The sequence below is a fragment of the Erythrobacter sp. KY5 genome, assembly GCF_003264115.1.
Classification (GTDB): domain Bacteria; phylum Pseudomonadota; class Alphaproteobacteria; order Sphingomonadales; family Sphingomonadaceae; genus Erythrobacter.
The window spans coordinates 163,085-177,383 of the sequence record NZ_CP021912.1 but is presented as its reverse complement, the minus strand read 5'-3'; the positions used below and the strand labels follow the sequence as shown (position 1 = coordinate 177,383).

General features: G+C 62.1%; 16 protein-coding genes. 12 read left to right on the top strand and 4 right to left on the bottom strand.

The window, feature by feature from the left end:
* The first annotated feature begins 38 nt into the window (after positions 1–38).
* On the top strand, positions 39–356 hold the full coding sequence (locus tag CD351_RS00830; protein ID WP_111990866.1) for a DUF1244 domain-containing protein: 318 nt from the start codon (positions 39–41) through the stop codon (positions 354–356).
* Here the strand turns inward: CD351_RS00830 and CD351_RS00825 are convergent.
* The gene (locus tag CD351_RS00825) at positions 353–1,561 is read right to left on the bottom strand and encodes an adenylate/guanylate cyclase domain-containing protein (protein ID WP_162627556.1); all 1,209 of its coding nucleotides are present in this window, start codon (positions 1,559–1,561) and stop codon (positions 353–355) included. The two genes, CD351_RS00830 and CD351_RS00825, sit on opposite strands and share 4 nt — an antisense overlap.
* A gap of 286 nt (positions 1,562–1,847) precedes the next feature.
* Here CD351_RS00825 and CD351_RS00820 point away from each other — a divergent pair, with 286 nt between their 5' ends.
* The 3 genes from CD351_RS00820 to CD351_RS00810 all read left to right on the top strand — a co-directional run bounded on the left by CD351_RS00820 (position 1,848) and on the right by CD351_RS00810 (position 4,372).
* Entirely contained in the window at positions 1,848–2,084 is a 237-nt protein-coding gene (locus CD351_RS00820) for a DUF2312 domain-containing protein (protein ID WP_111993514.1), read from the top strand.
* A gap of 108 nt (positions 2,085–2,192) precedes the next feature.
* Positions 2,193–3,971: a S41 family peptidase gene (locus CD351_RS00815; RefSeq protein WP_162627555.1), complete on the top strand. Its 1,779-nt coding sequence runs from the start codon at positions 2,193–2,195 to the stop codon at positions 3,969–3,971.
* Between the two features lie 53 nt (positions 3,972–4,024).
* The gene (locus CD351_RS00810; protein WP_174214213.1) at positions 4,025–4,372 is read left to right on the top strand and encodes a heavy metal-binding domain-containing protein; all 348 of its coding nucleotides are present in this window, start codon (positions 4,025–4,027) and stop codon (positions 4,370–4,372) included.
* On the opposite strand, the gene CD351_RS00805 is transcribed toward CD351_RS00810, so the two are convergent.
* Both CD351_RS00805 and CD351_RS00800 read right to left on the bottom strand, forming a co-directional pair.
* Positions 4,369–5,100, bottom strand: coding sequence for a type II CAAX prenyl endopeptidase Rce1 family protein (locus tag CD351_RS00805; RefSeq protein WP_111990863.1), 732 nt, complete (start codon positions 5,098–5,100; stop codon positions 4,369–4,371). The two genes, CD351_RS00810 and CD351_RS00805, sit on opposite strands and share 4 nt — an antisense overlap.
* A 6-nt stretch (positions 5,101–5,106) precedes the next feature.
* The gene (locus CD351_RS00800; protein WP_111990862.1) at positions 5,107–5,889 is read right to left on the bottom strand and encodes a CPBP family intramembrane glutamic endopeptidase; all 783 of its coding nucleotides are present in this window, start codon (positions 5,887–5,889) and stop codon (positions 5,107–5,109) included.
* Positions 5,890–5,942: 53 nt separating this feature from the next.
* Here CD351_RS00800 and CD351_RS00795 point away from each other — a divergent pair, with 53 nt between their 5' ends.
* The 4 genes from CD351_RS00795 to CD351_RS00780 all read left to right on the top strand — a co-directional run bounded on the left by CD351_RS00795 (position 5,943) and on the right by CD351_RS00780 (position 8,772).
* Positions 5,943–6,689: a YebC/PmpR family DNA-binding transcriptional regulator gene (locus CD351_RS00795; RefSeq protein WP_111990861.1), complete on the top strand. Its 747-nt coding sequence runs from the start codon at positions 5,943–5,945 to the stop codon at positions 6,687–6,689.
* A gap of 105 nt (positions 6,690–6,794) precedes the next feature.
* Positions 6,795–7,268: a crossover junction endodeoxyribonuclease RuvC gene (gene ruvC / locus CD351_RS00790; protein ID WP_111990860.1), complete on the top strand. Its 474-nt coding sequence runs from the start codon at positions 6,795–6,797 to the stop codon at positions 7,266–7,268.
* Positions 7,269–7,393: 125 nt separating this feature from the next.
* Positions 7,394–7,744: an ArsC family reductase gene (locus CD351_RS00785; protein ID WP_111993512.1), complete on the top strand. Its 351-nt coding sequence runs from the start codon at positions 7,394–7,396 to the stop codon at positions 7,742–7,744.
* Positions 7,723–8,772, top strand: coding sequence for a glycerophosphodiester phosphodiesterase (locus CD351_RS00780; protein WP_111990859.1), 1,050 nt, complete (start codon positions 7,723–7,725; stop codon positions 8,770–8,772). Before CD351_RS00785 ends, CD351_RS00780 begins: the two co-directional genes overlap by 22 nt.
* Positions 8,773–8,779: 7 nt before the next feature.
* Here CD351_RS00780 and ubiG read toward each other — a convergent pair whose 3' ends face one another.
* Positions 8,780–9,541 (bottom strand): bifunctional 2-polyprenyl-6-hydroxyphenol methylase/3-demethylubiquinol 3-O-methyltransferase UbiG, encoded by a 762-nt coding sequence (gene ubiG / locus CD351_RS00775; RefSeq protein ID WP_111990858.1) that lies wholly within the window; start codon positions 9,539–9,541, stop codon positions 8,780–8,782.
* 85 nt (positions 9,542–9,626) lie between these two features.
* On the opposite strand from ubiG, the gene CD351_RS00770 reads away from it, so the two are divergent.
* The 4 genes from CD351_RS00770 (at position 9,627) to purT (ending at position 14,284) form a co-directional block, all read left to right on the top strand.
* Complete coding sequence (locus CD351_RS00770; protein ID WP_174214284.1) at positions 9,627–10,895, top strand: aspartate kinase; 1,269 nt, start codon at positions 9,627–9,629, stop codon at positions 10,893–10,895.
* A gap of 133 nt (positions 10,896–11,028) precedes the next feature.
* Positions 11,029–11,745, top strand: coding sequence for a helix-turn-helix domain-containing protein (locus tag CD351_RS00765; protein ID WP_111990856.1), 717 nt, complete (start codon positions 11,029–11,031; stop codon positions 11,743–11,745).
* A gap of 241 nt (positions 11,746–11,986) precedes the next feature.
* Positions 11,987–13,063, top strand: coding sequence for a diguanylate cyclase domain-containing protein (locus CD351_RS00760; protein WP_234027309.1), 1,077 nt, complete (start codon positions 11,987–11,989; stop codon positions 13,061–13,063).
* A gap of 45 nt (positions 13,064–13,108) precedes the next feature.
* Positions 13,109–14,284, top strand: a complete 1,176-nt coding sequence (purT, locus tag CD351_RS00755) for a formate-dependent phosphoribosylglycinamide formyltransferase (RefSeq protein ID WP_111990854.1) — start codon at positions 13,109–13,111, stop codon at positions 14,282–14,284.
* Positions 14,285–14,299 lie beyond the last annotated feature (15 nt).

The following is a 14,299-nucleotide window of genomic DNA, read 5'->3' as shown; positions in this document are numbered from 1 at the left end:
CTATGGCACAGTAAAATTGCAACTCAAGGAAAAGCCCGATGACCGATACGAATGACCCGCTGGACACTCTCGAAGACGCTGTTGCCGCTGCCACGTTCCGGCGGCTGGTGCGCCACCTTCGCCATCGTCACGATGCTCAGAATATCGAGCTGATGGGGCTTGCCGGGTTCTGCCGCAATTGCCTTGCCGACTGGATCCGCGACGCCGGATACGAAGGCGACAAGGCGCAGGCGCGCGAGCTTGTTCACGGCATGCCGATGGACGAATGGAAGGCAACCAGGCAGCAGCCGGCGACGCAGGAACAGATCGAGGCGATGGAAAAGAGCCTGACGAAGAACCGCGCGGATCTGCGCTAGGTCTTGGCTTTTGCCTTGGCGCCGGGCTGAGGCGGTTCGACATAATCGGAGCCTTCAAGACGGAAGAGTTCGACCTCGCCATATTTCTTGGGCAGCAGCACGCGCCCGACAGAGGTGAACTTGCAGTCCTGGCAGTCGGCCATCAGCAGGGCAGCGGCAAAACTCTCGGTGCAATAAACCCCGCCCACGGGCGTCACCGGCTCGATCCGGGCGGTGCGATTGACCTCGCCGCCATACCACAGCCGGTTGCCGGTGATGCGGTCGGTGCCGACCCAGATCGGGCCGTAATGCAGGCCCAGCCGCATGCCAGCCACCGCGCCAGACGGGATAAGCCCCCTCGGCAGGTCAGCGAGCACTTCCTGCAATTTGAGCGCAATGGCAGCGGCGGTCTTGGGCTCGTCCACGATGGCATAGATCGCATCGCCCCATGTGTTGCGAAACTCGACATGGTCGCCAAAGGAATGGAGCACGCCCGCGATGCGGCCCATGACGATGTCCATGAAATCGGGCATTTCGCGCTCTCCAATGCGCGAGAAGCCCTTGTAATCGGCAAAGATGATCGAGCGGATTTCGCGCTTGGTTCCATTGCCCACCTTGGGGCGGTCGGGAAATCGCAGGTTGCGCGGAACAGGTCCGGCGGTAATGGCTACCGTTTCCCGGCCCAGCGATTGCCACAGCTTCATGTCCGCCTTGGTCCCGGCAATGCCCGTGGTCGAGAAGCTTGCGAAACTGTCGGAGACGACTGCAATCTGGAACGCCTCGCACTGGCGCTTCTGCGAGCGCAGGATCGCAAGGCCCATCGCGTAGAGCGTGTTGTAGGCGAACTGGTTGTCGTCCCCGACATAATCGCCCGGCGTTGCGAAATTGATCGAAGTTGCCGCGTTGCGACACGCGTAATAGCGCTCCAGCCAGTCCTGCCCGCCGCACAGCACGCTTTCGGCGATGAAATCCTCCTCGCTGAAAGGAAGCACGACATTGAGCTCGGCCCCGCGCGCGAGCAGACCCTCTGCGATCACGATATCGGCACCGCAGGCGAGCGGGCCATAACCGACCGAGATATCGAGCGTGTCGAGCTGTTCGCGAACGCGCTCTTTCAGTTCGTCTTCGGCCTTGCTGCCAGTGTTGAACATGTGACCGCAAAACACGGCGACGTTGCCGTCCTTGCCGGTTTCGGGAAGCGGTGCGGAAAGCTTTTCGCCAGTCACGACCCGCGAGCTCCTTCGTGAACGGTGCATCGCAGCGCGACCGTTAAGCGGTCTGCGCAATTCCGGAAACCTGAAAGCCCAAGCCTTTGTTCCACGTGCGAGTTCCCCCTCCGCCGCGCCGTGTTGCTGGGCGCAGACACTACAGCAAGAAGGGCAGTGTGCAAGGTTGCGCAGCCAGAGCGGCTCTGACCGGTGGAGAAGCCACGCATCCGTGCTTTGCACATGCCGCAGGGCTGGTAAGTCCGACGGCCAGACCGTTTCACTGATTCTTACAGGATATCCCCCAATGGCCGAAGCCACCGATGACCGCCTGCGCCTTCTGATTGAGCGCATCGAACGCCTTGAAGAAGAAAAGAAGGGCATCGCCGACGACATCCGCGACGTCTATGCCGAAGCAAAGGCCGTGGGATACGACGTCAAGATCATGCGCCAGATCGTGCGCCTTCGCAAAATGAAGCCCGATGATCGCAGCGAGCAGGAAACGATACTCGAAGTCTACAAGGCGGCGCTCGGCATGGGCTAATTAGCGGCCAATGGACGCCTGAATGGCGACCGGTCAGTTATGGCCGGTTTATCCGCCGTTCATTTTGGCGATTGCATGACGTCCCCTTCCATTTCGGGGGACGCATCCATGAAAACACTCGCTTTTTTCCGCCTGACGCTCGTCGCGGCAGCGCTCGCTCTTACGCTGCCGCAAGGCGTGGCACTGGCTCAGTCGACAGGGCAGCCTCGCGATGCGGCAGTCGCGGGAGACGTGCCCGCCGCCGCGCTGAGCGAGGCGGAAATCGCGAACCTGCGTACCTTCGCGCGCGTCTACACCGTTGCGCGCTGGTTCCACCCGAGCGATGCTGCGCTTGCAGCCGACTGGGATGCGCTCGCGATCGAGGCAATCCCGCAAGTTATCGCAGCAGGTGACGAGCGCGCACTTGCCGCCGTGCTCGAAAGCGTCTTTGCGCCCATCGTCGAACATTTCGAAGCCTCGGCCGAGCCGCTTGGACCCTACGCCGGGCCCGCCAATGCGAATGGTCGCTGGCAGTGGATTCACAACGGCTTTCAGGGGATCCGCCAGTCGGGCTATTCCAAGTTTCGGCGCGAAATCGGCACGCTTGGACAAGGCCCGATTTTCGAAGAGCAATTGGGGGGAGTTCACGTCCGCTTCCCGCTGACCGGCGAGAAGCTCGGCGACGAGCACCCGAGTGCCGAGCCGCGCACGACTTTCAGCGGGCGACCCGAAGGCTGGACGCCGGCCGGGTTCGACCGCACCACCCGGATCGCCGCGACGATTATAGGTTGGGGCGTGCTCGACCAGTTCTATCCCTACTGGGATGTTGTCGATGTCGACTGGGACACAAAGCTTGGCCCGCAATTGCAGCGCGCCGCCATGGCCGAAGACGACGTGGCCTTCCACGACGCTCTGCGGCTGATGATGCACGAGATCGAGGATGGCCACGGCGGCGCACAACTGCGCTGGCGCGATATCGAGATTGCTCCGGTGGCGCTTGAACATATCGAAGACAAGATAGTGGTGGCCTGGGCGCGGCCAGAAACCGGTATTCGCGCTGGCAGTGTCGTCTCCTCCATTGACGGGGTGGATGCAGGCGAACTGATGCATCGTTTCAAGTCGGAGCGTGCATCGGGGAGCGAGCATTTCCGCACCATGCGCGCGCTCGCCGTGATGATCGAAGGCGAACCGGGCACGCGCGCGCAGTTCTCCCTTGTCGAACCCGACGGGACCGAGCGCGAGGTCGAGGTCGAGCGTGTCGCCTACACCCGCGAGAACTGGCCCGAGGCGCCGCGCCCCGAACCCGTCTCGCAGATCGAGCCGGGCATCGTCTATGTCGACCCGAGCCGCGTCACCGACGAGGAACTGATCGCACAGGTCGACCTGCTGTCCGGCGCGCAAGGCCTCGTCTTCGATCTGCGGGGAAGGCCCAGGGGATCGTCGTTCTTCCTGTCCCATCTCACCGATGAGCTGGCGCTGTCAGCGCGAATGGAGCGCCCGGTGATCGAGCGGCCAGATCAGCAGGGTGTGAGCTTCAGCGAGGGTGGCTGGCGGATGCAGCCGCTTCTGCCGCGCCTTACCAGCAACACCGTATTCCTGAGCAATGCGACGGCGGTGAGCTATCCGGAATCGGTCCTCGGCGTGGTCAAGGGCAACGCGCTGGGCACGATCGTCGGTCAAGCGAGCGCCGGGGCGAACGGCAACGTCACGCTCGCCGGGCTGCCCGGCGGCTATCGCATCATGTTCACCGGCATGCGGGTCGTCAATCAGGACGGCAGCGTGCATCACAATATCGGCGTTGTCCCGGACGTGATCGTCGAGCCCACGATTGCAGGCCTTGCAGCAGGACGCGACGAAATCCTCGAGGCTGGCCTTGCCATCGTGCGCGAAGGATTGTCGCAGCCTTGAATTTGGCGCCAAGTGTAGTATTAAAATAACACACTTGGACGAGGAGAGATTTGATGGCCGGACAATGGGCAGATGCGCGCGGCGTGATCGTGACGACGACACCTTCGATCGAAGGCAAACCGATCCAGGAATATTGCGGCATCGTCGTGGGCGAAGTGATCGTGGGCGCAAACCTCTTTCGCGATCTGTTTGCCAATATCCGCGATATCGTGGGCGGGCGATCAGGCAGTTATGAGCGCATTCTGTCGGACGCGCGCAATCAGGCGATCGAGGAATTGCAGGCCGAATGCGCCGCGCGCGGCGGCAATGCGGTTGTCGGGATTGACCTCGACTACGAAGTGATCGGCGACACCGGCTCGATGCTGATGGTCAGCGCCAGCGGGACGGCGGTGAAGGTTTAGAGCAACCGCATGAACAGCGCCGCGCCAACGGGAACGGCGTTGAAAGCCATGTGGAGCGCAATCGCGGACAGCAGCCCGATCTTCACTCGCGCATAGCCGAAGACTGCGCCTGCGAGCACTTGCGGCAGTGTGAAAACCAGCAATGCCAGGCCCCCTGTACCCGAGTAATTGGCAAGGTGCAGGGTCCCGAACAGGATCGTGCTGACCCAGAAGATCCAGCGAAAACTGCGCTCGAAGAACGCAGGTCCCGCCGTGCTTCGCACCGCAATCGCGGCCATGGCGAATGCGGCGAGCGCGAGGGTGAGCAGCAGATAACTCTGGATGTTATCTCCATCCTGCCAACCCGGAGTAAGGGCGAAAGGCACACCATACAGGACAAGCGCGAACACGCCCGCCCCGGCCAGAAACCGCCAAGTTCCGGTAAGCCAGGATCGGAACAGAATCTCCTCGACGATCGGCCCCAGCACCGCGACACCAAGCACCAGACGCAGCGGATCGGCGGACATGGTCTGATCAAGCTGCGCAGACTGGCCGGCTCCCATCAACAGGGCTGCCGGGGCGAGCAGCACCGATAATGCGATCACCATCAAGGCGAGCATCGCAAAGACGATGACCGTTCGGTGGATGGGGCGGTCGCTCTTGCAGGCGTCGTTGAGATCGGGGGCCTTCAAAAAACGCCAGAAGGCATGGGCCTCAGCCAGAATCGCGTTGGCCCATACCCGGATCATCGCCCCTTATCCCCCCGCGCCCATTGCCAGCGCGGCCACCGAAAGCGCGGTCGCATTGTGCGCGGCGTGAAGCGCGATGGCTGCCCACAGTCCGATCCTCACCCGCATATAGCCGAGCAGCGCACCGAGAATGAATTGCGGCAGGACCAGCGGCAGCAGGATTGCGAGCGACCCTTCCTCAAAATTCCAGAGGTGAACCAGCGCGAAGGCAATCGTGCTCAGCCAGAAGAATGCGGGGAATGCAAAAGCGAACCAGCCAAATGGAGGCCGGTCGCGAAGCCAGTAAGCAAGGCCAATCGCCGCAGCGATCCCGATTACCGGCGCGGCAAGGCCCAGCATCGGTGCGCTCTGATGCGCAAAGCCGAAGGCCACCGCACCAAGGATAATCGCGAGCAGCGCGAAGATGTGCGCCGGCTTTCCCGATAGCCATCCGCGAAAGAAAATCTCTTCAAGCACCGGAGCGCCGATCACGACCGACGCGATGACGAGCGGCGTGAACTCTATCCCGGCAAGCGCGGTTTCGGGGATGTAAACACCCGCGGCAACCGCGATGCTTGCCATCGTGATGAGCACGGCCATTGCCGCCATGTCGAGCGCGTAGATGCGCGCAAGCACCTTGAGAGGCGCACCATCCTGCGCCCCCACACCAAGCGAGGGGCGTTTCAGAAACGCGCCCGCCCGACGCCATTCGCCCACCAGCGATGCAGCGGGCGCAGCAGAAAGCGGGCCGTCGCCGAAGACGGCGTCGATTTCAGCGGTGCTGCGAGGGCTTGTCGGCATGTCGGTCATAAGGCTAATGGGACGGCTCTTAATTCCAGCACAAGCGAAGCAAAAGATTTTCCATGGCAGGCCATTCCAAATTCAAGAACATCATGCACCGCAAAGGTGCACAAGATAAGAAGCGTTCCAACCTTTTCAGCAAGCTGAGCCGCGAAATCACGGTCGCTGCCAAGATGGGTACGCCCGATCCTGATATGAACCCCCGCCTGCGCCTCGCGATCAACACCGCGAAGGGGCAGTCCATGCCCAAGGACAACATCCAGCGCGCAATCGACAAGGCGAGCGCGGCAGATGGCGAGAACTATGAAGAGGTGCGCTACGAAGGCTATGGCCCCGGCGGCAGCGCGATCATCGTCGAGGCGCTGACCGACAATCGCAACCGCACCGCCACCGCCGTTCGCACCGCCTTCAGCAAGAATGGCGGCAATCTCGGCACCGAAGGTTCTGTCGCTCATGGCTTCGAACGCCTTGGCTATATCGAATACGGACCCGAAGCAGGCGATGAGGAGAAGGTTCTCGAAGCCGCTCTGGAAGCGGGCGCGGAAGACATCGCATCGTCGGATGACGGTCACGAGATCTGGACCGCTGCCGAAGACTTGCACGAAGTGTCGTCGAACCTTGAAAAAGCGCTTGGCGAGGCGAAGGAGGTCAAGCTTGCGTGGAAGCCCAACCTCACCGTCGAGATGGACGAAAAGGGCGCGGGCACGCTCCTGAAACTCATCGATGCGCTCGAAGACGATGACGACGTGCAGACTGTCTGGGGCAATTACGAAATCAGCGATGAAGTGATGGAGAAGCTCGACGCGTAAGTCGGCTCATGACCTGGCGCGAATGGTTCTATGCGCTGATGCTGGGCGCGGCTTTTCTGCTCGCGATTGCGTGGCGACTCGGCTGGATGGTGGGGCTTTGACCGCGTGATTATCCTGGGCCTCGACCCATCGCTCACATGCACGGGCTGGGGGGTGATCCGCGTCGAAGGTTCGCGCCTGTCGCACATCGCCAACGGACAGATAAAGACCAATGCGAAGACACCGATGGCTGAGCGGCTAGCGGTGCTTTTGAACGGAATAGCCGAAGTAATAGCCGCTCACGGGCCAGACCGCGCGGCGTGTGAGGAGGTCTTTGTCAACGAGAACGCAAAGTCGACGCTCAAGCTCGCGCAGGCCCGCGGCGCGGTGCTGTCCGCATGTGGCGCGGCTGGGCTTACCGTCAACGAACACGCAGCGCGGCTGGTGAAGAAGGCGACCGTGGGAACAGGCGCTGCCGACAAGGCCCAGGTTGCTGCCATGATCAAGGTCCTGCTTCCCGGCGTCCAGCTTGCCGGCAGCGATGCTGCCGATGCGCTCGCGGTGGCGATAGCCGATGCGCATCTGAGCCCGCGCTCTTGACCCCACCAGTCGTCATTGCGAGGAGCGCCAGCGACGAAGCAATTCATGGACCGACCGCGATGGACGTGAGGTCCGGCCATGGATTGCCGCGCGACCTTGCGGTCGCTCGCAATGACGAGAAATCCATGACGATCCACCTCTACGGCATCCCTAATTGCGACACGGTCAAGAAGGCGCGCAAATGGCTTGAGGCCAACGGCCACGAATACACCTTCCACGACTACAAGAAGGAAGGCGCGGACGCAGACAAGCTCGCCAGCTGGATCGAGGCGAAAGGCGTAGACACCGTGCTCAACAAGCGCGGCACGACCTATCGCAAGCTGACCGACGCCGAAAAAGCGGCTGCGGCTGACAGTCACGAGGCTGTCGCTTTGCTGGTTCAGCACCCCTCCATGATCAAGCGGCCAGTGGTCGAGCACTCGAACACTATTCTGGTCGGTTTCAAGGAAGACGAATGGTCCGCAGCATTATCCTGAGCGCGCTTGCAGCCGCTCTCGTTGTTACCTCGCCAGCCTTTGCGCAGGCTGACCCGCTCATCATCGCGCATCGCGGGTCGAGCGGTGAGCGGCCCGAACACACGCTAGCCGCTTATGAGCTCGCGATCGATCAGGGTGCGGATTACATCGAGCCAGACCTTGTCGTTACCAAGGACCTCGCGCTGGTCGCGCGGCACGAAAACGAACTTTCCGGCACGACCGATGTTGCGAGCCGCGAGGAATTCGAAGACCGCCGCCGGACCAAGAATGTCGAGGGAAGGCAGGTCGCCGGCTGGTTCTCCGAAGATTTCACGCTGGCCGAACTGCGCACGCTGCGCGCCCGCGAACGGGTCGGCAATATCCGCCCGGCAAGCGCGACCTATAACGGTCTGTATCAGGTCCCGACCTTTGCCGAGATCGTCCAGCTCGTCCGCGCCAAGGAGGCCGAGACCGGGCGCGAAATCGGCATCTATCCCGAACTCAAGCATCCCACGCTCATGCTTGAGCAGGAGGGGATCGACATGATCGACCTGATGGTGCGCGAGCTTCGTTCTGCCGATCTCGACGGGGCCGATGCGCGGGTGTTCGTCCAGATCTTCGAAGTCGGACCGCTGCAACGCCTCAACGCGCGCGTCGATACGCCGCTGGTCTTGCTGATCAGCTCCGAAGGCGGCCCCTATGACGAGCCCGAAATGCGCTGGAGCGATATCCTCACGCCGTCGGGGCTTGAGGAAGTGGCGCAATATGCCGACGGGATCGGCCCCTGGCTTGGCCACGTGCTCGACCCTCAGACCATGCAGCCGACCGCGCTGGTCGCCGATGCTCATGCGCAGGGCCTGAGGGTCCACCCATGGACGCTGCGCAAGGAGAACGGGTTCCTTCCCGCAAGCCTGCAGGGCGAGGGCGGTCCTTCAGCGGATGGTCAATACAAAATGCTCTGGCGCGCAGCCATCGCGACCGGTGCCGACGGGTTCTTCGTCGATAATGTGGCGGAATTTGTCGCGATGCTCGGCGAGGATGCCGAGTGATCGAGCGTCAAACGCGCCGCGCGCTCACGATGTAATTCAGGCTCTCATCGTCTGACAGGTGCAGGCCTTTGCCCGGTCGCCAGGCGATGCCGCGCCGCTCGGTTACTTCGAAGCCGAATTCCGACAGCATCACGTCGAGCTCTTCGGGCATGATGAAATCGTCCCAATGGTGCGTGCCCTTGGGGACATAGCCCACCGCTTCGGCCGCGCCGACCAGCAGCAGGCGCGATGCCGCGGTGCGATTGGGGGTCGAGATCACCAGCAAGCCGCCGGGAGCAACACGCTCGGTCACGTCTTTGAGGAACGCTTGCTTGTCGGCGACATGCTCGATTACTTCGAGTGCGGTGACAAGATCGAAGGTTCCGATATTCAACCCCGCGACCTCTCCCGCCATGTAGCGGATGTCGAGCCCGCTTGCCTCGGCATGGGCACTGGCGGCTGCGACATTGTCGGCGGCTGCATCGACGCCAGTGACCTCCGCGCCCAGCCGTGCGAGCGGCTCGCACACGAGGCCTGCGCCGCATCCGATATCGAGCGCGCTCTTGCCCTTGAGCGGGCGAATATCGCGTTCATCGCCCTGCCAATGCGCGTCGATGGCCGATCGGATGAAGCCCAGCCGCACCGGGTTCACCTCGTGCAGGCTCGCCATCTTGCCCTTTGGGTTCCACCAATCCTTGGCAAGATCGGCGAAGAAAGCGGCCTCTTCGGGGCGGATGGTAACACCGCTCGCTTTGGAGCGATCATTGGTATCTGCGTTTGCGTTTCCCATTCACCCCCGTTAGCAGCGCCAATTCGAACACACCACTGTCACCTCACTCACGAAAAGGAGCGAGACGAGCTTGGCGCGAGTAGTGATGAAATTCGGCGGCACGTCGATGGCCGGGACCGAACGCATTCGGCGCGTCGCCAATATCGTGCGCGCGCAGGCCGTGGGCAGGAACGGCGAGGCTAACGAAGTTGCGGTTGTCGTCAGCGCGATGGCGGGCGAGACGGACCGGCTGGTGAACTTCTGCCGCGAGGCAAACGCGCTTTACGATCCGGCGGAATATGACGTCGTTGTCTCGAGCGGCGAACAGGTGACTTCCGGGCTTCTCGCGCTTACGCTGCAATCGCTTGGGCACAAGGCGCGCAGCTGGCTTGGCTGGCAGCTTCCGGTCAAGACCGAGGGAGCCCACGCCAAGGCGCGCATTGCCAGTATCGACGCGCCCGATATGGTCGCGCGGCTGGAAGCGGGAGAAATCGCGGTCGTGCCCGGCTTTCAGGGCATCACCGATGAAGGCCGTATCTCGACGCTGGGGCGCGGGGGTTCGGACACTTCTGCAGTCGCGGTTGCGGCGGCGGTGAAGGCGGATCGCTGCGACATCTACACCGATGTCGACGGTGTCTACACCACCGACCCGCGCATCGTTGCCAAGGCGCGCAAGCTGAAGGCGGTGACCTATGAGGAAATGCTCGAACTGGCGAGCGTCGGGGCCAAGGTGCTTCAGACCCGCTCGGTCGGGCTCGCAATGAAAGCGGGCGTGCGCATCCAGGTGCTGTCGAGCTTCGTCGATGACGGTGCAGCGCTAGCAGACGACCTTCCGGGAACGCTGATCGTCTCGGATGAAGAAATGGACCAAATGGTGGAGAGAGGCGAAATGGAACGCCAGCTTGTGACCGGTATTGCCCACGACAAGAATGAGGCGAAGGTCATCCTCACCCGCGTGCCTGACAAACCGGGCGCGGTGGCACATATTTTCGAGCCGCTTGCCGATGCCTCGATCAATGTCGACATGATCATCCAGAACGTCGGACGCGACAAGGGCGAGACCGACGTGACCTTCACCGTCCCGCAGGCCGACCTTGCGCGCGCGCAGGCGCTGCTGGAGGACAGGCGCGAGGAGATCGGGTTCAACCGTATCATCACCGACAGCAAGATCGCCAAGATCAGCGTCGTGGGTGTCGGGATGAAAAGCCATGCGGGCGTCGCCTCGACCATGTTCCGTGCGCTCAGCGATCGCGGGATCAACATTCAGGCGATCTCGACCTCTGAAATCAAGGTCAGCGTGATGATCGACGAGGACGAAACCGAGCTTGCCGTGCGCGTGCTGCACACGGCTTATGGTCTCGATGCAGAGGAATAGGCTGTCGCTTTAACAGCGCGCCTAACGCTTCACACCGCGAGTAAGGCTTTTCATCGCTGTTAAGCATATTTGATAAGACCACGTTTACTCTTGTGGCCGGATCGTAAGGCTCCGTTACAGGAGCTTTACTTACATGTCGCAACAAGGCCCCATCCAGGCTCACCTCCCGCCATCGCCCGAAGCGGCGGAAGGTCGGCGTCACTCGCGCCGTTCGCTCTATCTGGAAACGAGCGGCTCCTTGCCCGGCGGGGCGAGCGCCAATGTCACCGTGCACAATATCTCGGCTGCCGGGCTTCTGCTTCAGACCGGCCTGCCGCTCAATGTGGGCGAAGTGCTTTCGATCGACCTGCCTGAACTTGGCCCGGTCGGCGCAGAGATCGTATGGCAGAGCGGTGAGCTTTACGGCTGCGCCTTCGAACAGGCGCTTGGCGAAGCGGCGCTGGCGGCGGCGCAATTGCGCGGTGGGTTCGGGGCTGATGCCGCTTCTCCGCCGCAGGGCGCGCCGGCACGGACCATGCCAGTTGATCCGGGCGCGCGTTCGGGTTTCGGGCAGTCGGGGCTGGGCAAACGGCTCAACACCCTGAGGCGCGAGCGCGGTTTGACCCTCGCCCAGGTTGCCGATGCGCTTTGCGTGAGCAAGCCGACCGTCTGGGCATGGGAGAAGGACAAGGCGCGTCCGCTGCCCGAACGGATCGGCGCGATCGCGGATGTTCTGGGCGTGACGAGCGAAGACCTGATGGAGGTCGCAGGCGGCACGCCGGCAGGCGCACTGGTCGAAGAATGCCGCCAAAGGATCGCGGCTCAATTCGGCGCAGATCCATCGAATGTTCGCATATCCATCGATCTTTGAGCGAGATACTTATATTGCGAATACTAAATCTACCAATCGGTCAATCTTATGGTAAATGATTATTGACGTTGATTCGTTTTTTAGTTGCGTAATATAACAAGGTTAACTCTATAAGTGCGAGTACATAGCGAGTAAGGGGAAATCTCGACTATTTATATCGCGCGCGTTTGCTAACCATTGCGTGTGACGGGAAACGGATTGACTCAAACGGTCGCAAACCACCGGGGGCTGTCACGTGGATATGGGATTTCAGGAATCTGTGGGCTGTGCATTGCACGGCCAAGGCAAGAACGCGTCTGAGGATATCGTCATCAGAATTGATGCCGATGGATTTATAATCCACACCTCGTCCAACGCGTGCCGATTGGGAATAGACTTCAATTCGCTGCTATTGATGCCGCATGTCGCCGATCTGGCAGCGCCTCAATTCGCTGCCGATGTGTCGCGATATTGCTCATCCGTCCTCGCGTTTGAGGAACGACGCGAATGGATCGAATTTGCGCGGCCCGCACCGCAAGAAGAGGACACCGACGCTGACGACGAGAGCGAAGCCGAGCTGCACTGGTACGCGCTCAATCTTCGCCCGGTTGGCCGGGACAGCAGTGGCATCGGCGGGGCCATCGGCATCTTGCGCTCGGTCCAAGAAAAGCATGAGGCCGTAAGGGCCATCGGACGAGAGATTGCGGGCGGGGCAGCAAGTCCGGCAAGCCGCGATCCCGTCACCGGCCTCGCCAATCGCCATGCTCTGTGTTCCTCGCTCTCCTCCACGATCGCAGGGGCGCGCAATCACGAGAATAGCCCTGCCTCGGTCGCGATCTTTGCGATCGACCGGATGCGCGCGATCTTCATGCAATATGGTCAGAGCACCGCAGACGAAATCCGCTGGGGCTTTGCGCGTTATCTCGGCACCATGACGTCGCCGCCGCACGAACTCGCGCAGCTCGACGATGAACGCTTTGGCGTGCTCTTGAGAGGGATGAGCCAGCGTGAGGCGCGCGATTGGGCCAGTGATGTGCTCAAGACCTTTGCGGGCCTGACCATGGCATCGCCGGGGCGCGCATCCGAACTCACCGCCAGTGCCGGGATAGCGCGCGCGGAGATAAGCGTCGACTGGACCATGCGACAGGCGGAACTGGGCCTCGTCATGGCCCGCGCAGGCGGGGGAATGCAGACGGGTATCTGCCGCACCTCCAGCCCCGTGATCAGCGGTGATGCGATGGAGCGGGCGATGGAAGAGGCGGTGCAGCGCGCTGTCGAACAAAGCGGCCAGACCACCCGCATGCGTCCGTCAGCAACAGCCATCCAGAAACGCGCATGACCTGACCGCTTCCCTCGCGCGCGCAGCGGCGCTAGGCGTGAGGTCATGTCTCACACTGCAACGATCCTGCTTCTCGGCTCGGGCGAACTTGGCCGCGAATTCACCATCTCCGCAAAGCGCCTGGGTGCGCGGGTCATCGCCTGCGACGCCTATGACGATGCGCCCGCCATGCAGGTCGCGGATGCGCGCGAGGTGTTCTCGATGCTCGATCGCGCCGCCCTGCGCGCAGCGGTAGAGAGGCACCGGCCCGACCATATCGTCCCCGAGATCGAGGCGATCCGGACCGAAGTGCTGGCCGATCTTGAGAGCGAGGGGTTCAACGTAATCCCATCGGCGAGGGCCGCGCAGCTGACCATGAACCGCGATGCCATTCGTGATCTTGCCGCGGGCGAGCTTGGCCTTGCCACCTCGCTTTATCGCTATGCGGAGAATTTCGAACAGGTCTGCGCCGCTGTCCGGCACACCGGTTTTCCTTGCGTGATCAAGCCGGTCATGTCCTCGTCAGGCAAGGGGCAGAGCAAGGTCGAAAGCGAAGCCGGGCTTGAAGAGGCGTGGGACTATGCCTGCGCCAATATGCGCGGCGACCGCGCGCGGGTGATCGTCGAACAGTTCATCGACTTCGATTACGAGATCACGCTGCTGACTGTTCGTCACAGGAACGGCATCACCTTTTGCCCACCGATCGGCCACCGGCAGGAGCGCGGCGATTATCAGGAAAGCTGGCAGCCCGCTGCGATGTCGGCTGACGCGCTGAGTGCCGCTCAGGAGATGGCAGCCAAGGTGGTCGAGGCGCTCAAAGGTTCGGGCAAGGGATGGGGTCTGTTCGGCGTCGAGTTCTTCGTTCGCGCAGATGAGGTGATCTTCTCCGAACTCTCGCCTCGCCCGCACGATACCGGCATGGTCACCAGCGCAGGGCAGGACCTGTCGGAATTCGATCTGCACGCCCGCGCGATCCTGGGGCTGCCGGTGCCCGATGCGATCACGGCATATCCGAGCGCATCGGCTGTCATCCTCGCCGACCGGGACAGCGAGAACTTCGTATTCGAAGGGGTGGATGCAGCGCTCGGCATAGATCCTGCGATTGACGTGCGCATTTTCGGAAAGCCGACCACGCGCCCCTATCGCCGCATGGGCGTCGCGCTTGCGCGGGGGGACGATACCGACCAAGCCCGCGAACTTGCAGCGAAAGCCGCTGCAATGGTGCGGATCGCGTACAAATAGAAAGAGGCCGGTCGC